Here is a 19,185-nt window from a genome sequence, read left to right on the forward strand (position 1 = left end):
CGGCGCGACCTGGGCTGGACGCTCGGCAACACCTGTAACAGCATTTGCCGTCGTCCCCGGCGTGGGCCGATAATCCGGATATGGAAGCAATTCAATTCAAGAACCAGTTCCTGCTCGCCATGCCGGGTCGTGTCGAAGGCGAATTCGCCGACAGCGTCACGTTTCTCGCCGAGCACAACGACGACGGCGCGATGGGACTCGTGATCAATAAACCGAGCGATTTCGCGGTGGCGGACATGCTGTCGCAGCTCGACATCGAAGCGCACGTCGCGCGCGATCTGCCGGTCTACTGGGGCGGCCCGGTACAGACCGAGCGCGGTTTTGTTCTGCATCGCGACGAAGGGGACTGGGAATCGAGCCTGCATCTCGACGGCGGCCTGGCGATCACCACCTCGCGCGACATTCTCGAGGCGATCGGCAACGGGTTCGGCCCGAGCGCGTTCCTGATCACGCTCGGCTACGCCGGCTGGGGCGAAGGCCAACTCGAACAGGAGGTGCTCGCGAACAGCTGGCTCACCACACCGGCCGACCCCCACATCATGTTCGAATCACCGATCGAGCGGCGCTGGGCGGACGCCGCCGGGCTGCTGGGCGTATCCGCGCACCAGCTATCCGGTATCGCCGGCCATGCCTGACGCCGAGGTCGCCCTCGGCTTCGATTACGGCAAACGACGGGTCGGCATCGCCGTCGGCAGCACGATCACCGCCAGCGCGCAACCGCTCACGACGCTGAGCCACCACGACGGCATGCCGGACTGGACCGCGCTCGATGCACTCATCGAGGAATGGCGCCCAAGCGCGCTCGTTGTCGGCCTGCCATTGAACGCGGACGGGAAAACCCAGAAGATGACCAATCGTGCGCGCAATTTCGCCGAGGAGATCTGGGGCCGCTACCGGCTGACCGTGCACACCGTGGACGAGCGCTATACCAGCATCGAAGCCGGCGATCGACTGCGCGCCGCCCGTGCTTCGGGCAGCCGCGGCAAACGTCTGGCCAAGGGCGATGTCGACGCCATGGCCGCGCAGACGATTCTGGAAAGCTGGTTGACCGGCCAAATCGGGTCGACCTGATCCCGAAGCGTGCGCGGCAGCATAATACCGCCCAGCCTTCTCATCGCAGCCGCATCTCGCGCATAATTCAACGCACAAAGCCAGGGAACAGCCGATGACCGATCCGTCCGAAAGCTTCGACGTCGATGCCGCGCTCGCGGCGCTGACCGCGCAGGTCGAACCGCTGATCGCCGAGCATCCGCAGGCGGTGATCGTCGGCGTCGAAACCGGCGGCGCCTGGATCGGCGAACGTCTGCACGCGCATCTCGAGCTGGCCACCCCGATGTGCACCATCAACATCAGTTTCTATCGCGACGATTTCTCGATGGTCGGGCTGCATCCCAGCGTCGGGCCCTCCAATATCCCGGCTGATATCGACGGCAGGACCGTCATCCTGGTCGACGATGTGCTCTACACCGGGCGGACCGTGCGTGCCGCGCTCAACGAACTGTTCGATTACGGCCGCCCGGCCGCGGTGAAACTGGCCGTGCTGGTCGATCGCGGCGCGCGCGAGCTGCCATTCGCGCCCGATGCCGCCGGCCTTAATCTGGACCTCGACAAGAGTCGCCGGATCAAACTGACCGGCCCGGAACCGCTGCGTCTGACCATGCGCTAGCGCGATTTCACATCATGGATTGCGAGCCATTCTTCTTGCCCGCCCTGACCCGGCGATGCCCCGCATGGCGCGAACAGGCGCCGCAATAAGACGAGGAACGGGCGTTACCGGACACCCGGGCCCGCTGCACCCGACCTATTTTCCGATTGTCACGACTGCCAGAAAAGCGCATGAACACGGATATCCAGCTCGATAGCCAGGGCGGCCTTCGCCATCTGCTGACCACCCAGGGGCTGCCGAAGCCCCTGCTCGAGCGGATACTGGATACGGCGGAATCGCTGGTACCGGAAATCGGCGCGCCGCCGAAGAAAGTGCCGCTGTTGCGCGGCAAGACCGTGTTCAACCTGTTCTTCGAAAACTCGACGCGAACCCGCACGACATTCGAACTGGCCGCCAAGCGCTTGTCCGCCGACGTGATCAACATGGATGTCGCCACCTCCTCGCGCACCAAGGGCGAGGACGATCTCGACACCCTGTTCACGCTCCAGGCCATGGGCGCGGACATCTTCGTGATCCGCCACCCCGACAACGGCGCCGCCGCACGTTTCGCCGCAAACGCCGAGCCGCACGTCGCCATCATCAACGCCGGCGATGGCAGCCACGCTCATCCCACGCAGGGCCTGCTGGATGTGTTCACCATTCGCCGTCATCGGCCCGACTTCGAAAATCTCAAAATCGCCATCGTCGGCGATATCGCGCATTCCCGGGTCGCGCACTCGACCATTCACGCCCTGCGCACGCTCGGCACCGCCGACATCCGCGTCATCGGGCCCGACCGCTTCCTGCCGCCGGACCCGGCCGCGCTCGGCGTGACCGCCACCACCGATATCCGCGCCGGGCTGGCCGATGCCGATATCGTCATGGGCCTGCGCATCCAGCGCGAACGCATCGAAGGCGACGCCCTGGCCGGCGTGGCCGACTATCACCACGACTTCGGCCTGACTCCGGCCAACCTGGCACACGCGGCGGAAAACGCCCTGATCATGCACCCCGGCCCAATCAATCGCGGCGTGGAAATTACGGCGGAGGTGGCTTACTCCGCCCAATCGCTGATCCTCGAGCAGGTGCGCAACGGTATCGGTATCCGGATGGCGGTCATGGCCATGATCGCGGATCAGACCAGGGGCGGCTCTCCCGAAGAACCGTAATCTTCGTGGTCGTCAGGCTCGTGCGCTTCCTGGTAGGCCTCGACCCGATTGGCCACTTCCTGCGCACGCTTGACCCGGGCCACGTGGTAGATGGCGTCGCCGGCGTGCGCCAGCGGGAGATAGGATCGGCCGATGACGATCCCGGCGTGCTCGGCAGTCACAGCCACTTCGTCGGCGCCGAAGGGGTCGGCGACATAGGCCAAAACCTGGTCGGTCTCGACGTACTCGCCGAGCTCGACCAGGGAGCGCAGAATGCCGGACTCGGGGGCTCGCTGCCACGATGAGTCTTCGGCGACCACCGGCTTGGGCGGGCGCTTGGATATCTTGCGGCGCGGCAGCATGCCGAGATGGCGCATGACGCCGCGGATGCCGCGGACGCCGGCACGGATCGAGAATTCGTCGAAGCGGAGCGCCTCGCCCGCCTCGTAGAGCAACAGCGGTACGCCCTTGCGATCAGCGTATTCGCGCAGCGATCCCTCGCGCAGGGACGCGTCGATGAGCAACGGGCAACCGAAGGCATCGGCCATGGCGCGGACGGTCGGCTGGGACAGGTCTGCCCGGATCTGGGGCAGGTTGGCGCGGTGGATGGCGCCGGTATGCAGGTCGATGCCGTAATCGGAGGGCATGACGATCTCGTCGATGAACACCTTTGCCAGCCGCCCCGCCACCGAGCCGTGTTCGCTGCCGGGAAACGAACGATTGAGATCGCGCCGGTCCGGCAGATAGCGCGAGTTGCGCAGGAAGCCGTGGACGTTGACGATCGGTACGACAATCAGCGTGCCGCGCAGTTGCTTGAGCTCGCGCAGGCGCAGTACCCGCCGGATGATCTCGACACCGTTGAGTTCATCGCCGTGCACCGCGGCCGAAATGAACAATGTCGGCCCGGGCTTGCGGCTGCGAATCACGTTGACCGGCATGGTCAGCTTGGCGTGGGTGTACAGATCCGCGACCGGGATATCGATGGTCACGTTCTCGCCCGATTGCACCGTCCGGCCGGCGATCTCCAGCGGCGCGGCGCGGGATTTTCTCTTGTGGTTGTCAGTCATGGGGCCCCGGTATTCGGCTTGCTCCACTCACGGCGTGCGGGCGACGGCCCAGACACCGCACTCAGGCACGGGCGGGCCCTGCGCCGCAGGGCGCCCGACCGCCTTCGGCCCGCTGCACGGGGTTGGCTAGCCCACGCCGCGGGTGCGGGTCTTGCCGCGCTTGGAGTAATTTTCGATGAAAGCGATGATCTGGCCGGCGATGTCCTTGCCGGTGGCGCCTTCGATACCTTGCAGGCCCGGGGAGGAGTTGACCTCCATCACCACCGGACCGTGGTTCGAGCGCAACAGATCCACACCGGCCACGTTCAGGCCCATGATCTTGGCGGCTCTGACCGCGGTCGAGCGTTCCTCCGGCGTGATCTTGACCACGCTGGCCGAGCCGCCACGATGCAGATTGGAACGGAACTCGCCTTCCTTGCCCTGGCGCTTCATGGAAGCGACGACTTTCTCGCCGATCACGAAACAACGGATATCGGCGCCCTTGGCTTCCTTGACGTATTCCTGCACCAGGAAGTGGGCATCCAGGCCGCGAAAGGCATCGATCACCGATTCGGCCGCACCGCGCGTCTCGGTGAGCACGACACCCTTGCCCTGCGTGCCCTCGGTAAGCTTGATCACGTAGGAATCACCGCCGACCAGATCGAGCAGGTCGTCGGTATCGTCCGGCGAATGCGCAAAGCCGGTCACCGGCAGACCGATGCCCTTGCGCGAGAGCAGCTGCATCGAGCGCAGCTTGTCGCGGGAGCGCGAGATCGCCACGGATTCGTTGAGCGGGTAGACCCCGATCATCTCGAACTGACGCAACACCGCCGTGCCATAGAAGGTGATCGAGGCGCCAATGCGCGGGATGATCGCGTCGATGCCCTCGAGCTTCTTGCCCTTGTAATGGATCTCCGGCGCGTGCGGCACGATGTTCATATAGCAACGCAGCGGGTCGACCACCATCACCTCGTGGCCCCGCCCCTTGGCCGCCTCGGTGAGCCGGGAGGTGGAATACAGGTTCCTGTTGCGGGACATGATGACGATCTGCATAACTCAACCTCAGCGTCGACGACTCGTGCGCGGGCCCGGCGCACCCGGGGCTGCATCATCGGGCGAACAACCCCGCGCGACGCAACGGCCGCCGGCAAGGCCCGACGCTACGCCCAGGGCGGTCGGCCGGTCAGAAACGAAACAGTCGGATCGACGCACAGCGCCGACATCGCGGTGCGCCCGACCAGCATACGGAACAACATTGTATCGCGTGCGGTCAGCGTGATCTCGACCGGCCAGCGCCGGCCCGACATCATCAGATCGGTGGCGATGACATGACGCCATTCGCGATGACCGCCGGAATCGCGCACATTGCGCTCATCGACGATCGGCGCCTGACACCAGACGACGTGTTCGGTATTGCCCTGATATGGATGAACGCCGAATCGCGCGACGCGCTGGCCGTGTTCCTGCCCGGTTTCGAGCGAGAAGGTGTGCAATGCTGACGTTCTGGCGCCAGTGTCGATCTTGGCCTTGATCCAGTCAATGCCCAGATCGGGCAGGCTCACCCACTCGCGCCAGCCCACATGGGTCCGGGCGGGCGTTGGGTTGTTGGTCTCATGCATGTCGCATCGCTCGCAGAAATCGGGCCGGGCTGGCGAATCAGTGGCTTGCGAAAGCCAACCGGCTCTGAAGATTATCGCGCGAGTCGGCCTGGTCGAGGGCTTCGTCCACCGCGATATGGCCTGACTTGACCCGAGCCAGCAACGAGTCGTCGAAAGTCACTGCGCCGCTTGCCGGGTCGGCGTCGGCCAGCGCCTCGGCGACTTTTTCCAGCCGCCCCTTGAGAATCAGGTCGGCGATGTAGGCCGTGTTCAGCAGGATTTCGTAGACCGCCACACGCCCGCCATCCTTGCCCGCGACCAGCCGCTGGGAAACGATCGCCCGCAGGTTCATCGACAAATCCATGTACAGCGACTCGCGCTGGGATTCGGGAAACAGCGATACCAGCCGCTGCAGGCATTGATAGGCGTTGGCGGCGTGCATGGTCGCCATGGCCAGATGGCCGGTCCCGGCAAGCTGAACGCAGGCGTCGGCGGTCTCCAGGTCGCGAATCTCGCCGACCTGGACCACGTCGGGCGCCTCGCGCATGGCCGAGCGCAGGGCGCGGGCGAAACTGCGGGTATCCGTGCCGAGTTCGCGCTGGTTCACGATCGAGCGCTTGTGGCGGTGCATGAACTCGACCGGATCCTCGATGGTGAGGATATGCCCGGCCGCATTCTCGTTACGATGATTGACCATCGCCCCGAGTGTGGTCGACTTGCCCGATCCGGTCGCCCCGACCACCAGCACCAGCCCGCGCTTGAGCAGCGCCAGCCGCTTGAGCACGTCCGGCATGTCGAAATCGGCCATCGTCGGCACGTTGCCGATGTTGCGCAGCACCATCGCCACCGAGCCACGCTGACGGAACACGTTGACGCGAAAGCGGCCCGTGGTGCCGAAGCGAAACGCGAAATCCAGCTCGCGTTCGGTCGCGAACTCGGCCTGTTGCGCCTCGCTCATGAGCGAATGCGCGAGTTTCTCGATATAGGCCGGCGTGAGCGTGTGTTCGGCTGCCGCCCGAATCGGGTAGATCTGGCCGTCGATGCGGAGGGTGACCGGGGCATGCGTGGTGAAATAGATATCCGACGCCTGCTTGTCCATCGCGAGCTGCAGAAACGCCTCGATGCGGGGGTTATTGTCCATGCGGATCCCCGGAGTCGCCGCGCCGTGCGCCGTCTTCGTGCTCGGCCATGGTCAGCGAGCGCACCTCCGGGTCCATCGACAGGTTCTGGCGCGCCCGGGTGCTGTTGAGCTTGATGTTCAGGCGCAGTTCGTTCTGCGAATCGGCGTGGCGCAGCGCCTCGGCGTAGTCGATCAACCCGTCTTCGAACAGCTGGAACAAGTGCTGATCGAAGGTCTGCATGCCCAACTCCGTGCCGCGCGCCATGACATCGCGCAGTTCGGCGACCTTGCCCTTGAAGACCAGGTCGGTCACCAGCGGCGTGTTGAGCAACACCTCGACCGCCGCCGCACGACCGCCGCCGACCTTGCGCACCAGACGCTGGGAAATGATTGCGCGCATGTTGAGCGACAGATCCATGAGCACCTGTTCGCGCTTGCCCTCGTCGAAGAAATTGATCACTCGGTCGAGCGCCTGGTTGGCGTTGTTCGCATGCAGCGTGCACAGCACCAGATGCCCGGTCTCGGCGAAGTTGAGCGCGTATTCCATGGTCTCGCGCGTGCGCACCTCGCCCACCAGGATCACGTTGGGCGCCTGACGCAGCGTATTCTTGAGCGCGTTCTCCCAGGACTGGGTGTCCACGCCGACCTCGCGCTGGGTCACGATGGACTTGCGATGCCGGTGCACGAACTCGATCGGGTCCTCGATGGTGATGATGTGGCCGGCCTGATTGGCATTGCGATGGCCGAGCATGGCCGCGAGCGAGGTCGATTTGCCCGAGCCGGTCGCGCCGACGAAGATCACCAGGCCGCGCTCGGCCATGACCACATCCTTGAGGATCGGCGGCAGGCCCAGATCGTCGAACTCGGGGATTTCGGTGTTGATCACGCGGAGCACCGCGCCCACCCGGCCCTGCTGCACGAACGCCGAAACGCGAAAACGCCCTGACGACGGCGAGATCGCGAACTGCGCCTCCTTGAACTCGTCGAACTCGCGCGCCTGCCGATCGTTCATGAGCGATCGCACCATCAGCGCCGATTGTTCCTCGGTGAGCGGACGCTCCATGAGGGGCGTGAGCTGGCCGTCCTTCTTGATTGCGGGCGCGAAGCCGGCGGTGATGAACAGATCCGAGCCGCCGTCGGCAATCAGCCGTTCCAGCAACACGGTCACGAGTTTGGTGGCCTGGGCGCGATCCATAAGCGATTACTGCGAAATCAAGACAACACGGGCGTCAGATCGAATCCTTGTTGGCCGCCTTGCGGGCGGCCTCCTCGCGATCGACCATACCGCGCTGAACCAGTCGCTGCAGGCATTGATCGAGTGTCTGCATGCCCGCCTGCTGGCCGGTCTGGATCGCCGAATACATCTGCGCGGTCTTGCCCTCGCGAATCAGGTTACGAATCGCCGGCGTGCCCATCATGATCTCGTGCGCGGCCAGCCGGCCGCCCGGCTTTTTCTTGAGCAGCGCCTGCGAAATCACCGCGCGCAACGACTCCGACAGCATCGCGCGCACCATTTCCTTCTCCTCGCCGGGGAACACATCGATGATGCGGTCGATGGTCTTGGCCGCGGACGAGGTATGCAGCGTACCCAGCACCAGATGCCCGGTTTCGGCCGCGGTCAAGGCCAGCCGGATGGTTTCCAGATCGCGCAGCTCGCCGACCAGGATGGTATCCGGATCCTCACGCAGCGCGGATCTGAGTGCTGCGCTGAAGGAGTGCGTATCGCGCGAGATTTCGCGCTGATTGACCAGGCACTTGCGCGAGCTGTGCACGAATTCGATCGGATCCTCGATGGTGAGGATATGCCCAAGCTCGGTGTCGTTCTTGTGATTGACCATCGCCGCCAGCGTGGTCGACTTGCCGGAGCCGGTCGGCCCGGTGACCAGCACCAGCCCGCGCGGCAACGACGCGATCTCGCGAAAGATCGGCGGCGCTTCCAGATCCTCCAGCGACAGCACGTCCGCGGGAATGGTACGAAACACCGCGGCCGCGCCGCGATTCTGATTGTAGGCGTTGACGCGAAAGCGCGCCAGGCCGCTGATCTCGAACGAGAAGTCCGTTTCCAGATGCTCGTCGAAATCACGCCGCTGGCGATCGGTCATGATGTCGTAGATGAGATCGAAGACTTCCTTGTCTTCCATCGACGGCAGGTTGATGCGGCGGATATCGCCATCCACGCGAATCATCGGCGGCAGCCCCGCCGACAGGTGCAGATCGGAGGCGCCCTGTTTGACCGAGAACGCCAGCAGCTGCGAAATATCCATGCAATTTCTCCCCGAAACGCGCGTACGTTCTTTCCCCCGCCCGCACGACACGAACACGTTATCCTACCCATATCGGCCGGCCCCTGCTGTACTGGAGAATCGAATGTCCCGAACCGCTGATTCGAGCCCCGCAGAGGGCGTCGACGTTGCCGCCCGACTGGCCGATGTCCGGCATCGCATCGACCAGGCCGCGGCCCGCTTCGATCGCGACCCCGCCACCATTCATCTGGTGGCGATCAGCAAGACCAAGCCGGCGGCGATGGTCGCAGCCGCCGTCGAGGCCGGGCAACGCGACTTCGGCGAAAACTACCTGCAGGACGCGCTGCCCAAGATCGATGCCCTGGCCGACCGTGATATCGCCTGGCATTTCGTCGGCGATATCCAATCCAACAAGACCCGCGACATCGCCGCCCACTTCGCCTGGGCGCACGCGGTGGATCGCTTCAAGATCGCACGCCGCCTGTCCGAACAGCGCCCCGAGGGGGCCGCGCCGCTCAATGTCTGCATCCAGGTGAATATCGACGCCGAAGCCAGCAAGTCCGGCCTCGCGCCCGATGAGGTTGCCGAGCTGGCAGACCGGATGGCCGCGTTGCCCGGCATTCGACTGCGCGGGCTGATGGCATTGCCGGCGGCCACCGACGATCTCGCGGCCCAGCGCCGGCCGTTCGCCGCGCTGCGTGCGTTACGCGACGATCTGAACACGGGCGGCCATACACTGGATGTGCTGTCGATGGGCATGAGCGCCGACATGGAGGCCGCCATCGCCGAAGGCGCGACGCATGTGCGCATCGGCACCGCCATCTTCGGCCCGCGCGAGCGCTGAACGCCGAGCCGTTCGAACGATTTATGCCGGCGCCGTTGCGGGCTACACTGCACGTCGTTACCGAACCTGGCCATCGATATGAATTCCAGCGACCAAGCCAAGCGCGCCGCGGCCGAAGCGGCCTACGAGTTTCTCGTCGAGGACGATTACATCGGCATCGGCACCGGCTCCACGGTCAATCACTTCATCGACGTGATGGCCGAGCGCAAGCCCTCGATCCGGGCCTGTGTCTCGAGCTCCGAGGCCACCAGCGCGAAACTCAAGAAAGCCGGGTTCGAGATCGAGGAGCTCAACTACACCGGCAATCTGCCGGTGTATTTCGACGGCGCGGACGAAATCAACAAGCATTTCGAGATGATCAAGGGCGGCGGCGGCGCGCTCACCCGCGAGAAGATCATCGCCAGTGTCTCGCGGCGCTTCGTTTGCATGGTCGACGAATCCAAGCGGGTCGATCCGCTCGGCAACTTCCCGCTCCCGGTCGAGGTGATCGAGATGGGCCGCAGCGCGGTGGCACGCCAGCTCGTCAAGCTCGGTGGCTCGCCGGAACTGCGCCCGAACGTGCGCAGCGACAACGGCAACCCGATCCTGGATGTCTACAATCTGGATCTGTCCAACGCCATCGCGATGGAAGACAAGATCAACGCCATCCCCGGCGTGGTGACGGTCGGCCTGTTCGCGCGCCGCCCGGCCGACGTGCTGGTCGTTGCCGGCAAGCACGGCGTGGAAACGCTGACGCGCTGATTTCACTCCGACGTGCCGGCCGGGCCGATTGCGCCCGGCACAGGCCGCGTCCACAACCGTACCGCTATTCGTGACCCACTCCCGGCAAATCGCGCTGACGCCGTCGGCGCCGCTCGTGCAACTCATGGCCGTGGCCTGCGGGCTGGCCGTCGCCAACATCTATTACGCCCAGCCGCTGCTGGACCTGCTCACCCGCAGTTTCGGCATCACCAGCAGCACCGCATCGTTGATCGTCACGGTCACCCAGATCGGCTACGCCGCGGGCCTGGTTTTCATCGTGCCACTGGGCGACCAGCTCGACCGGCGCCGATTGATCGCCTGGGTCGCCGCCGGCACCGGTGCCGCATCCGTCTCGGCCATGATCAGCCCGGGCATTGCCTGGTTCGTGGCATCCAGCTTTTTCATCGGGCTGACCGCGACCAGTGCCCAGATCATGGTGCCGATGGCCGCGCATCTGGCGGCCGAGGCCAAGCGCGGCGCCGTGGTCGGCCGCGTGATGAGCGGTTTGTTGATCGGCATTCTGCTGGCGCGGGCGTTCTCCGGCATCGTCGCCGACGCCGCGGGCTGGCGCGCCGTGTTCGGGATCGCGGCCGTGCTCATGTTCGGGCTGGCCGTGGTGCTCTACCGCGCGCTGCCGGCCGAAGCGGCCCCGGCGTCGCGTCCGTCCTACGGCGCCACGCTGGTGTCGGTAGCCCGACTTCTGGCCGAGGAACCGATCCTGCGCCGGCGCATCGTCTATGGCGGCTGCGGCTTCGCCGGTTTCACCATCGTCTGGACCGCGCTGCCCTTCCTGCTCGCCAACGCGCCCTATCACTACAGCGAAACCCTGATCGGGCTGTTCAGTCTGCTCGGGGCCGCAGGCGCGCTGGGCGCCAACGCCGCCGGCCGGCTGCACGACAGCGGGCTCGGCCAGCGCGCCGTCGCCGGTTTCATGCTGGCGGCCATTCTGTCGTTCGTGGGCATGGGGCTGTTCAGCACCCACCTGGTCGCGATCATGCTCGGGCTGTTCTTCATGGACCTGGGCGTACAGGGCGTGCAGATTCTCAACCAGAGCACGATCTACGCGCTGCGACCGGACGCCCGAAGCCGCATCACCACCGCCTACATGAGCTGCTTTTTCGTCGCGGGTGCCCTCGGCTCCGCGCTGGCGGGTGTGAGTTACCAGCTCGGTGGTTGGCCGGGCACCATGGCGGTCGCCGGGGTGCTCGAAACGACCGCGCTCGTGTTCTGGATGACCGAACGTTCGCCTTGAAAGCATCGGGCCACCGGTTGCACCGCGCGTCGCAGACCCTCATCTTGACCGATGCGACAGCCGGCCCGCAGACCGGCAAGGATAAGGACAGACCGTTATGGCCGAAACCATCGACGTTTTGCTGGAATGCCACGGCGCGCTGAGCGAGCACATGGGCGGCGACACGGTCGGGCTCGCGCTGGACGCGCCGCATACGATTGATCATCTCCTGGCCCGCGCCCAGACCCGATGGCCGGAGGCGGCCAGCCTACTGTCGCGCACGGCCTGTGCGCGCGGCGATGCGCTGCTGCCGCCCGAGACGGAAGTCGGGGCGGGCGACCGCATCGCGCTCATTCCGCCGGTTTCCGGCGGCGCGCCCGCCAGCGAGCCGTCATCGCATCTGACCGTGGACCCACTCGATCTCGACGCGCTAATGGCCGAAACCGAGGACGCACGCTGCGGCGCACTGGTGGTGTTCGGCGGTACCGTACGGTTGACCAACGCGGGCCGCACGGTCGAATCGATGGATTATTCTGCCTACGGCCCGCTCGCCGCGCGCACCATGGCCGACATCGAACACGAAACCATCGACGCCTTCGATATCCATGCCTGCCGACTGCAGCATCGCACCGGCCGCCTCGGCCTCGGCGAGATGAGCGTTTATGTCGTGGTGCGCGCGGTGCATCGCGCGCCGGCCTTCGATGCCGCGCGATATGCCCTGGAACAGCTCAAGGCCCGCGTCGCCGTATGGAAGAACGAATACTATAGCGACGGCACCCACGCCTATCTGGAAGGCACCGAAGTGCCCCACCCCGAGCGGCCGCGCTGAGCCGGCCTGCCGGCCCCAGCCCTGGCTCGTTATCGACCCTGAGGATCGTAGCCTGTGAAAAACGTAGGCATGAAACCTGACACCCTGCGCTCGGCCGTGGCCGCGGCGCGCTTTTATGCGCCCCAGCATTGCCTGCAGCGCATCGCTTCGCGCGACACCGAAAAAGGCGACCCCCAGGCCTCGGCCCGCATCGCCGGCATTCTCGCCGCCAAGCGCACCGACGAACTGCTGCCGCTGTGCCACCCCCTGCCGATTCATGCCGCCGAGGTGCACTTCGCCATCGAGGCCGATCACGTGGCGATCGAAGCCGAAGTGCATACCATCGGCCCCACCGGCGTCGAAATGGAAGCGCTGACCGCGGCGAGCATGGCCGCGCTGACGCTCTACGACATGCTCAAGCCCTATGCCGAACCAGCTGAGCTGCGCATCGGCGATACCCATCTCCTCGAAAAACAGGGCGGCAAGAGCCATTATTCGCGCCGGCTCAAGACCTCCCTGCCCGCCACCGTGCTCATGGTCTCCACCCCGGTTGCCGATGGCCACAAGAGCGATGCGGCCGGGCGCAGCGTGGCCGACGGCCTCGCCCAGGCCGGTTTCGACCCGATCGACTATCGCGTGCTACCGGACGACCCCGGCGCCGTGGATGCCGTAATCAACAAAGCCGTTTCCTGGGAGACCCCGCTGATCGTGACCGTGGGCGGTACCGGCATCGGGCCGAAGGACAAGGTCGTCGAAACGGTCGAACCGAAACTGACCACGCCGATGCCGGGCCTGATGGAAGCCGCCCGCGCCTTCGGCCTGAAGCGCACGCCCTACGCCGCGCTCTCACGCGGGGTCGCCGGCTTTATCGGATCGAGTCTCACACTGACCTTCCCCGGCAGTCGCGCCGGCGCCGAGGAAACGCTGGCCGCCGTACTGCCCAGCCTGATCCATATCGTGGAAATTCATCGGCGGTTCGCGGGCAAGAGCTGAATGGCATGTCCCCCGTCATCGTCTACTTGCGCCGGCCCCGATGACGCCGTGTCGGATTACGCGCGTTGCGCTAATCCGACCTACACAGACGGTGCCGACACGCGCCAACCGCAGGTCGGATCGGATACTTGCATCGTAATCCGGCAATCCCCAGCCACAGAACCACGCCCGTCCCATCCGGTTACGCCACGGGCGAATAAGGTCGCCACGCCGAGCCGGCACACCCCACACGCCGGCCACACACCCCCAGCCGCAGGTCGGATTAGATGCTCGCATCGTAATCCGACAACACCGAACCCGCACCTCGCCGCACGCCAGTCAATTATTGGGTTTGACCTGCAAAACGGCCACACCGCCACGGATAAGCGCGCGAATCGCTACAGCCCACCCAGCCGCTGCCAGGCCTGTTCGGCCAGCGCCAGGGACTTGATCACGGCATGCAGCGTCTCGCCCGGCTGCGGGTCGAGCGCGGCGGCCGAGCGGCGCGTGATGCGTGCGTCCAGGCGCTGGCCGTCGATATCGAGCACCACATCCACCGCGTAATCATTGTCGTCGGGATGCACGCCGATGACCACGCCGGCCAGCTGGTTGAGGGCGCTGGTCTGCTCGGGCGGCTTGCGGGCCAGAATCACGTCGCGCGCCCGCACGTGTACGGTCACCGATTCGCCCACGCGATGTTCAGTCAGCTGTGGCACATACAGTTTCTGGTGCGGGCAGGCCAGCACACTCAACCCGTATTCGGTTTCGTGCGAAACGAGCCGCGCGTTGAGCAAAACACCCGCCGCGGGCCCGGCATCTTCGCCGAGCAGATCCGGCCGGGCCAGGAATTCCGCGGTGGCGCCCGAAAACACGATCCGACCATCGCGGATCGCGGCGACATGCCGGTTGGCCAGGCGCAGCAACTCGTCGAGCTGGTGGCTGACGAACACGATCGGTAGCGCACTTTCAGCGCTGAGCCGTTCGATGTAAGGCAGCACCTCGCGTTTGCGCGGCGCGTCCAGCGAGGCCAGCGGCTCGTCCAGCAGCAACAGGTCGGGATCGGACAACAGCGCCCGTCCGATCGCCACACGCTGGCTCTCGCCACCGGACAGATCGCGCGTGCGCCGGGCCAGCAGATGGCCGATGTCGAGCATGTCCACCACCTGATCGAAGCGGGCCCGGCTCGGCCGTTGCCGGCTGAACCAGCCGCCATAATCCAGGTTGTGCCGCACATTGAAATGCGGAAACAGCCGCGACTGCTGAAACACCACCCCGATGCGCCGCCGATGCGCCGGCACGTGCAGACGACGCACGCTGTCGAACACACAGCGCCCGGCGATCTCGATGCGCCCGGTGTCGGGCCGGGCCAGCCCCGAGATCACCCGCAGCAATGAACTCTTGCCCGCACCCGATGGGCCGAACAAGCCCACCACCCGCTCGTTGGATTCCAGTTCGCAGGCCAGCTCGAAATCGCCCTGGCGCAAACGCACGTCGAGCGACAACGTCATGCCTGCAACCGTTTGACGCGCCGCGCGATCAGCTCGGAGACGACGAGTGCACCGAGCGACACCACCACCGAAATCACGATCAACTGCGCGGCCTGTCCTTCGCCGCCGGGCACCTGGATGAAGGTGTAGATGGCCAGCGGCAGCGTGCGCGTCTCTCCCGGAATATTCGAAGCAAAGGTAATGGTGGCGCCGAACTCGCCGAGCGCGCGCGCGAACGCCAGCACCAGCCCGGCAATCACGCCCGGCAGGGCCAGCGGCACGGTTACGGTCAGCCAGACCAGAATCGGCCGGGCGCCGAGCGTGGCCGCGGCGGCTTCCACGCGCGGGTCGATCGCCTCCAGCGAAAGCCGGATCGGGCGCACCATCAAGGGAAAGCCCATGATGCCGCCGGCCAGCGCCGCGCCCGTCCAGTGAAACGCGAACACCAGCCCCAGATGCTCCGCCAACCAACCGCCGATCAGCCCACGCCGCCCGAGCACGATCAACAACAGATAACCCGTCACCACCGGCGGCAGCACCAGCGGTAGATGCACCAGGGCATCCACCGCCATCTTCAGCCGCGAACGCGAGCGCGCCAGAAACCAGGCCACGACCAACGCCAGCGGCAGGCTGAAGGCCACCGCCGTGCCGGCCACCCTCAGGCTGAGTTCAAGAACCTGGAGTTGATTGGCGTCGAGCACGCGTCTCCTCGGATCGGATCATACCGGCTGGCTCCCGGCACGCCGTCGCCGGGCCGCGGCGAACGCGGACTCGCCCCGGCCCGCCGAACCAGCGTCATAACCACCGCTTACTGGCCGGCAACCACCTTGAAGCCCCAGCGCTTGAATATCTTCGCCGCCGTATCCGATTTCAAAAAGGCCAGGAAATCGGCATCCTGAGGATTGTGGCTGTCGGCGGTGGCGGCGGCCGGATAGATGATCGGCTTGTGGCTCGCTGGCGGAAAGGTATCCACCACACGCACGCCCTTGTCGGCGACCGCGTCAGATGAGTACACCACACCGAGCGGCGATTCCCCACGCGAAACCAGCGCCAGCGCGGCGCGCACGTCGTCGCCCTGGGCGATATGGCCCTGCATCCGCGACCACACACCCAGCCATTGCAGCGCATGCTTGCCGTAGATGCCGGCCGGCACGGCGTCGGTATTGGCCATCGCCAGATAATTGCCCTGGCCGAGCTTGGCCAACAGATTGACGTGTTTTTTCAGCGTGACCTGTACATCGCTGCTCTTCGGCGCCACCAAAACCAGCGAGTTGCCCAGCAGGTTGTAGCGGCTGGATTTGTCGATCAGCCCATCGCTGGCGAGTTTGTCCATCCACTGCTGGTTGGCCGAAACATACACGTCGGCCGGCGCCCCGGCCTCGATCTGACGGGCCAGCGTGGAACTGCCCGCGTAGCTCACCTTCACATCGGCGCCATCGTGGCTCTTGTCATAGGCCTGGGCCACGCCGTCCATCGCGTTCTTCAGGCTGGCCGCCGCGAACACGATCAGCGGCTTATCCTGTGTTTTCGCGCCCTCGGCCCAGGCAGACTGGGCGAGACCCGCGGCCGCCAGCGCCACGACGGCCAGGGCCAAAAGCCCCCGCCGCACTATCCCTTCATGAATATGCATCGATCGTTTTCCGATTGGGTAGAGCCGAACCCGGTGCGAACGCGCGCACGACAGGCCATGAACGATATATACGCTACTACATAGCGATGGCATCGCAAAGACCATTGAAACTTCAGCGCGCCAAACCGGTCTGAACAGTCAGGGCCAGCCCGGGCCCGAGTTGCCCGCGCGCCCCACCCGTTCGACCCAGGAGCCCCTTATGCCGATTCGCCCGAGACGCGCCCGCCCGCCAGCGCGGCTGACCATCGTCGCGGCGCTCGCCGCGCTCGCGATGGCCGCCCCGGCGTTCGCCCAGACCACCAGCCCAGGTAGCCAGGCGTCGCCGGACGGTAGCACCCAGTCGCCGCAACCCATCCAGAGCAGCCTATTGAATACGGGCGACCAGGGCACCGCGGGCAGTAACGAGCCGTCGGCGCCGAACGCCAACGGCAACGCCACTGCGCCCTCGCAGTCATTGCCCGAACCCAAACCCAGCGACTACGGCGCCGCCAACTTCAACGCCCCAAGCGATGTGCAGCTGGCTCAGTTCATCGCCACCCATCAACGGCCGTCCGACAATTCCGACAATTTGGGCAATGCCAACAACGGCGACAACGGCGCCGCCGCATCGAGCAGCGACACAACCATGCAGACCATGGGCGCGGCCGCTGCAGCGAACGGCCACAACGGCATGCCGGCCACCGCGACCGGCTCGCCCTCCAACACCAACAATACGAACTGACCGGCTCATACCGCCAGGCGCCCTTTCACCGCAGCTGCTGGGATGAACCGATTCCCGACGCTGTCGACTGCCTGGAACAATTGCATCCCCGCCGCGCGGGACGCCGTATAATACTTCGTAAGTAGTCCGCAACCGGCTTTGCCATGGCGAAGGACGTTGAATCGACGGTCCGTGCCTCCCGCGTGATTCGTCGCCATGGCTGGGCCACCCGGCTGTGGCACTGGATCAACGCGCTGTGTCTGCTCGTGCTGCTCATGAGCGGGCTGCAAATCTTTAACGCGCATCCGGCGCTGTACTGGGGCCACGGTTCCAGCTTCAACCACCCCTTCCTGTCGATCGGCGCCGAGCGTGACGCCAGCGGCGACCCCATGGGTTACGTGAATATCGAGGGGCTGCAGATCCCCACGACCGGCGTTCTCGGCTGGTCGCGCGTCGGGGGACAAATGCAGGCCCGCGCCTTTCCCGCCTGGGCCACGCTGCCGGGCCCGCAATGGCTGGCGCTCGGCCGGCAATGGCATTTCACCGCCGCCTGGGTATTCGGCGTAATGCTTGTTCTATATCTGATCTATTCCATCATCAGCCGCCGCCGGCGGCGATTGATCGGCGTCCACCGCGGCGAGTTGGGCCAGTTTGGCCACGAAGCAGTCGAACACGCCAAATTCCGTTTTCCGCGGGTCCGCGATTACAACATCATCCAGAAGCTGACCTATCTGCTCGTTTTGTTCGGGCTGCTGCCGCTGATGGTGCTCACAGGGCTGACGATGTCGCCGACCATGGACGCCGCCTGGCCGTGGCTGACGTATGTGTTCGGCGGCCACCAGAGCGCCCGCACCCTCCACTTTCTGTGCGCTTTCGCGCTGGTGGGCTTTTTCATCGTCCACCTGGCGCTCGTGCTCGTCTCCGGCGTGGTAAACAACATGCGCGCGATGATCACCGGCGGCTACAAGATAGACGAGCCGCCGGCAACCGAAGCTGTCGCCGATGGCGAGGAGCGCGATCATGGCAAATGACGACCGCCACACGGGGCTACCGAGCCGGGCCCGCCGCCGTGTCCTGACCGGGCTGAGCGCGTTCGGCGCCGCCGGCCTGCTCTCCGGCTGCGACTGGACCCAGAGCCAACCGGTGCGCCATTTCCTCGGGCGTACCGAGAAACTCACCCAGGCCGCCCAGCGCCTGGTCGCCTCGCGCGAATCGCTGGCACGGGAATACAGCCCGAGCGACATCGCGCCAACCTTCAAACCCAACGGCACGATCAACCCGCAAAGCGCGGCCTACCGGCAGCTCGTCGACACCCACTTCGCGAACTACCGGCTCGATATCCACGGCCTGGTGGCGCAGCCGGCCTCGTTCTCGCTCGCCGAGCTCAAGGCCATGCCCTCGCGCACCCAGATCACCCGGCACGACTGCGTCGAGGGCTGGTCGTGCATCGGCCAATGGACCGGCGTGGTGCTGAGCCACCTGCTGGATCGCGTGCAGCCGACAGACAACGCCCGCTTCGTGGTTTTCCACTGCGCCGACCACCTTTACGGCTCGCCGCAGCCCTACTACGAAAGCCTCGACATGATCGAAGCCCGGCACCCGCAGACGATTCTGGCCTACGGCCTGAACGGCGCCGACCTGCCGGTGGCCAACGGCGCCCCCATCCGCCTGCGCGCCGAACGCCAGCTCGGCTATAAAATGGCCAAGTACGTCATGCATATCGAACTGGTCGACAGCTTCGCCAACATCCAGGGCGGCCACGGCGGTTATTGGGAAGATCGCGGCTACGACTGGTGGGCCGGCATCTGAAACAGCCGCCGGCCCGGGACGGGCCGTGACCGATGACGACTTCGATAAACCGCCCACTGTCGGCTTACGGCCTTCGGCCCAAGCCGACCTACAAAGAGCCGATCCAACTCGTGCCCCATAGGTGGATTAGCCAACGGCGTAATCCGACAGCCACGCCCCGTGC

21 protein-coding genes are annotated in these 19,185 nt (G+C 65.6%); 12 read left to right on the forward strand and 9 right to left on the reverse strand.

Features of this window, described 5'->3' with window-relative positions:
* Positions 1 to 80 precede the first annotated feature (80 nt).
* From SALB1_RS17840 to SALB1_RS17855, 4 genes are all read left to right on the forward strand, one after another.
* The gene (locus SALB1_RS17840; protein ID WP_109995076.1) at positions 81 to 635 is read left to right on the forward strand and encodes a YqgE/AlgH family protein; all 555 of its coding nucleotides are present in this window, start codon (positions 81 to 83) and stop codon (positions 633 to 635) included.
* A complete protein-coding gene (gene ruvX / locus SALB1_RS17845) occupies positions 628 to 1,071 on the forward strand; it encodes a Holliday junction resolvase RuvX (RefSeq protein WP_109995077.1) in 444 nt (147 codons plus the stop codon). Before SALB1_RS17840 ends, ruvX begins: the two co-directional genes overlap by 8 nt.
* 94 nt (positions 1,072 to 1,165) lie before the next feature.
* Complete coding sequence (pyrR, locus tag SALB1_RS17850) at positions 1,166 to 1,666, forward strand: bifunctional pyr operon transcriptional regulator/uracil phosphoribosyltransferase PyrR (protein WP_109995078.1); 501 nt, start codon at positions 1,166 to 1,168, stop codon at positions 1,664 to 1,666.
* Positions 1,667 to 1,836: 170 nt separating this feature from the next.
* On the forward strand, positions 1,837 to 2,814 hold the full coding sequence (locus SALB1_RS17855; protein WP_109995079.1) for an aspartate carbamoyltransferase catalytic subunit: 978 nt from the start codon (positions 1,837 to 1,839) through the stop codon (positions 2,812 to 2,814).
* On the opposite strand, the gene SALB1_RS17860 is transcribed toward SALB1_RS17855, so the two are convergent.
* The 6 genes from SALB1_RS17860 to SALB1_RS17885 form a co-directional block, all read right to left on the reverse strand.
* The gene (locus SALB1_RS17860; RefSeq protein ID WP_109995080.1) at positions 2,781 to 3,860 is read right to left on the reverse strand and encodes a succinylglutamate desuccinylase/aspartoacylase family protein; all 1,080 of its coding nucleotides are present in this window, start codon (positions 3,858 to 3,860) and stop codon (positions 2,781 to 2,783) included. The two genes, SALB1_RS17855 and SALB1_RS17860, sit on opposite strands and share 34 nt — an antisense overlap.
* Positions 3,861 to 3,986: 126 nt before the next feature.
* Positions 3,987 to 4,892 carry a 30S ribosomal protein S6--L-glutamate ligase gene (gene rimK, locus SALB1_RS17865; RefSeq protein WP_109995081.1) on the reverse strand — a complete coding sequence of 302 codons (906 nt, stop codon included), beginning with the start codon at positions 4,890 to 4,892 and terminating at the stop codon, positions 3,987 to 3,989.
* 107 nt (positions 4,893 to 4,999) lie between these two features.
* The gene (locus SALB1_RS17870) at positions 5,000 to 5,458 is read right to left on the reverse strand and encodes a RimK/LysX family protein (RefSeq protein ID WP_109995082.1); all 459 of its coding nucleotides are present in this window, start codon (positions 5,456 to 5,458) and stop codon (positions 5,000 to 5,002) included.
* A 37-nt stretch (positions 5,459 to 5,495) separates the two neighbouring features.
* The gene (locus SALB1_RS17875) at positions 5,496 to 6,578 is read right to left on the reverse strand and encodes a PilT/PilU family type 4a pilus ATPase (RefSeq protein ID WP_109995083.1); all 1,083 of its coding nucleotides are present in this window, start codon (positions 6,576 to 6,578) and stop codon (positions 5,496 to 5,498) included.
* On the reverse strand, positions 6,568 to 7,752 hold the full coding sequence (locus SALB1_RS17880) for a PilT/PilU family type 4a pilus ATPase (RefSeq protein WP_109995084.1): 1,185 nt from the start codon (positions 7,750 to 7,752) through the stop codon (positions 6,568 to 6,570). The genes SALB1_RS17875 and SALB1_RS17880 overlap by 11 nt, the downstream gene beginning before the upstream one ends.
* Positions 7,753 to 7,786: 34 nt before the next feature.
* Positions 7,787 to 8,821 (reverse strand): type IV pilus twitching motility protein PilT, encoded by a 1,035-nt coding sequence (locus SALB1_RS17885; protein ID WP_109995085.1) that lies wholly within the window; start codon positions 8,819 to 8,821, stop codon positions 7,787 to 7,789.
* Positions 8,822 to 8,924: 103 nt separating this feature from the next.
* Between SALB1_RS17885 and SALB1_RS17890 the strand changes: the two genes are divergently transcribed.
* From SALB1_RS17890 to moaCB, 5 genes are all read left to right on the forward strand, one after another.
* Positions 8,925 to 9,644: a YggS family pyridoxal phosphate-dependent enzyme gene (locus SALB1_RS17890; RefSeq protein ID WP_109995086.1), complete on the forward strand. Its 720-nt coding sequence runs from the start codon at positions 8,925 to 8,927 to the stop codon at positions 9,642 to 9,644.
* Between the two features lie 78 nt (positions 9,645 to 9,722).
* Entirely contained in the window at positions 9,723 to 10,385 is a 663-nt protein-coding gene (gene rpiA / locus SALB1_RS17895; protein ID WP_109995087.1) for a ribose-5-phosphate isomerase RpiA, read from the forward strand.
* A 70-nt stretch (positions 10,386 to 10,455) separates the two neighbouring features.
* Positions 10,456 to 11,637: an MFS transporter gene (locus SALB1_RS17900; protein WP_255414451.1), complete on the forward strand. Its 1,182-nt coding sequence runs from the start codon at positions 10,456 to 10,458 to the stop codon at positions 11,635 to 11,637.
* A gap of 97 nt (positions 11,638 to 11,734) precedes the next feature.
* Positions 11,735 to 12,445, forward strand: coding sequence for a molybdenum cofactor biosynthesis protein MoaE (locus SALB1_RS17905; RefSeq protein ID WP_109995088.1), 711 nt, complete (start codon positions 11,735 to 11,737; stop codon positions 12,443 to 12,445).
* 54 nt (positions 12,446 to 12,499) lie between these two features.
* Positions 12,500 to 13,417 carry a bifunctional molybdenum cofactor biosynthesis protein MoaC/MoaB gene (gene moaCB / locus SALB1_RS17910; protein WP_109995089.1) on the forward strand — a complete coding sequence of 306 codons (918 nt, stop codon included), beginning with the start codon at positions 12,500 to 12,502 and terminating at the stop codon, positions 13,415 to 13,417.
* 377 nt (positions 13,418 to 13,794) lie between these two features.
* On the opposite strand, the gene modC is transcribed toward moaCB, so the two are convergent.
* From modC to modA, 3 genes are all read right to left on the reverse strand, one after another.
* Positions 13,795 to 14,904 (reverse strand): molybdenum ABC transporter ATP-binding protein, encoded by a 1,110-nt coding sequence (modC, locus tag SALB1_RS17915; RefSeq protein ID WP_109995090.1) that lies wholly within the window; start codon positions 14,902 to 14,904, stop codon positions 13,795 to 13,797.
* A complete protein-coding gene (gene modB, locus SALB1_RS17920; protein ID WP_109995091.1) occupies positions 14,901 to 15,584 on the reverse strand; it encodes a molybdate ABC transporter permease subunit in 684 nt (227 codons plus the stop codon). The genes modC and modB overlap by 4 nt, the downstream gene beginning before the upstream one ends.
* Positions 15,585 to 15,691: 107 nt before the next feature.
* Positions 15,692 to 16,513, reverse strand: coding sequence for a molybdate ABC transporter substrate-binding protein (gene modA / locus SALB1_RS17925; protein ID WP_109995092.1), 822 nt, complete (start codon positions 16,511 to 16,513; stop codon positions 15,692 to 15,694).
* A gap of 199 nt (positions 16,514 to 16,712) precedes the next feature.
* Between modA and SALB1_RS17930 the strand changes: the two genes are divergently transcribed.
* The 3 genes from SALB1_RS17930 (at position 16,713) to SALB1_RS17940 (ending at position 19,022) form a co-directional block, all read left to right on the forward strand.
* Positions 16,713 to 17,234: a hypothetical protein gene (locus SALB1_RS17930; RefSeq protein WP_109995093.1), complete on the forward strand. Its 522-nt coding sequence runs from the start codon at positions 16,713 to 16,715 to the stop codon at positions 17,232 to 17,234.
* Between the two features lie 143 nt (positions 17,235 to 17,377).
* Positions 17,378 to 18,244 (forward strand): cytochrome b/b6 domain-containing protein, encoded by an 867-nt coding sequence (locus tag SALB1_RS17935; RefSeq protein ID WP_109995094.1) that lies wholly within the window; start codon positions 17,378 to 17,380, stop codon positions 18,242 to 18,244.
* Positions 18,234 to 19,022, forward strand: a complete 789-nt coding sequence (locus SALB1_RS17940; RefSeq protein ID WP_109995095.1) for a molybdopterin-binding protein — start codon at positions 18,234 to 18,236, stop codon at positions 19,020 to 19,022. The genes SALB1_RS17935 and SALB1_RS17940 overlap by 11 nt, the downstream gene beginning before the upstream one ends.
* Positions 19,023 to 19,185: the final 163 nt, after the last annotated feature.

Origin of the sequence: Salinisphaera sp. LB1 (assembly GCF_003177035.1) — a bacterium.
Taxonomy (GTDB): domain Bacteria; phylum Pseudomonadota; class Gammaproteobacteria; order Nevskiales; family Salinisphaeraceae; genus Salinisphaera.

Coding starts and splice junctions, on each gene's coding strand:
- SALB1_RS17870 (WP_109995082.1), bottom strand. CDS start 5,458: ATGCATGAGACCAACAACCCAACGCCCGCCCGGACCCATGTGGGCTGG.
- SALB1_RS17855 (WP_109995079.1), top strand. CDS start 1,837: ATGAACACGGATATCCAGCTCGATAGCCAGGGCGGCCTTCGCCATCTG.
- rimK (WP_109995081.1), bottom strand. CDS start 4,892: ATGCAGATCGTCATCATGTCCCGCAACAGGAACCTGTATTCCACCTCC.
- SALB1_RS17930 (WP_109995093.1), top strand. CDS start 16,713: ATGCCGATTCGCCCGAGACGCGCCCGCCCGCCAGCGCGGCTGACCATC.
- SALB1_RS17935 (WP_109995094.1), top strand. CDS start 17,378: ATGGCGAAGGACGTTGAATCGACGGTCCGTGCCTCCCGCGTGATTCGT.
- ruvX (WP_109995077.1), top strand. CDS start 628: ATGCCTGACGCCGAGGTCGCCCTCGGCTTCGATTACGGCAAACGACGG.
- modC (WP_109995090.1), bottom strand. CDS start 14,904: ATGACGTTGTCGCTCGACGTGCGTTTGCGCCAGGGCGATTTCGAGCTG.
- SALB1_RS17890 (WP_109995086.1), top strand. CDS start 8,925: ATGTCCCGAACCGCTGATTCGAGCCCCGCAGAGGGCGTCGACGTTGCC.
- SALB1_RS17880 (WP_109995084.1), bottom strand. CDS start 7,752: ATGGATCGCGCCCAGGCCACCAAACTCGTGACCGTGTTGCTGGAACGG.
- modA (WP_109995092.1), bottom strand. CDS start 16,513: ATGCATATTCATGAAGGGATAGTGCGGCGGGGGCTTTTGGCCCTGGCC.
- SALB1_RS17905 (WP_109995088.1), top strand. CDS start 11,735: ATGGCCGAAACCATCGACGTTTTGCTGGAATGCCACGGCGCGCTGAGC.
- pyrR (WP_109995078.1), top strand. CDS start 1,166: ATGACCGATCCGTCCGAAAGCTTCGACGTCGATGCCGCGCTCGCGGCG.
- SALB1_RS17875 (WP_109995083.1), bottom strand. CDS start 6,578: ATGGACAATAACCCCCGCATCGAGGCGTTTCTGCAGCTCGCGATGGAC.
- SALB1_RS17840 (WP_109995076.1), top strand. CDS start 81: ATGGAAGCAATTCAATTCAAGAACCAGTTCCTGCTCGCCATGCCGGGT.
- SALB1_RS17885 (WP_109995085.1), bottom strand. CDS start 8,821: ATGGATATTTCGCAGCTGCTGGCGTTCTCGGTCAAACAGGGCGCCTCC.
- SALB1_RS17940 (WP_109995095.1), top strand. CDS start 18,234: ATGGCAAATGACGACCGCCACACGGGGCTACCGAGCCGGGCCCGCCGC.
- rpiA (WP_109995087.1), top strand. CDS start 9,723: ATGAATTCCAGCGACCAAGCCAAGCGCGCCGCGGCCGAAGCGGCCTAC.
- SALB1_RS17860 (WP_109995080.1), bottom strand. CDS start 3,860: ATGACTGACAACCACAAGAGAAAATCCCGCGCCGCGCCGCTGGAGATC.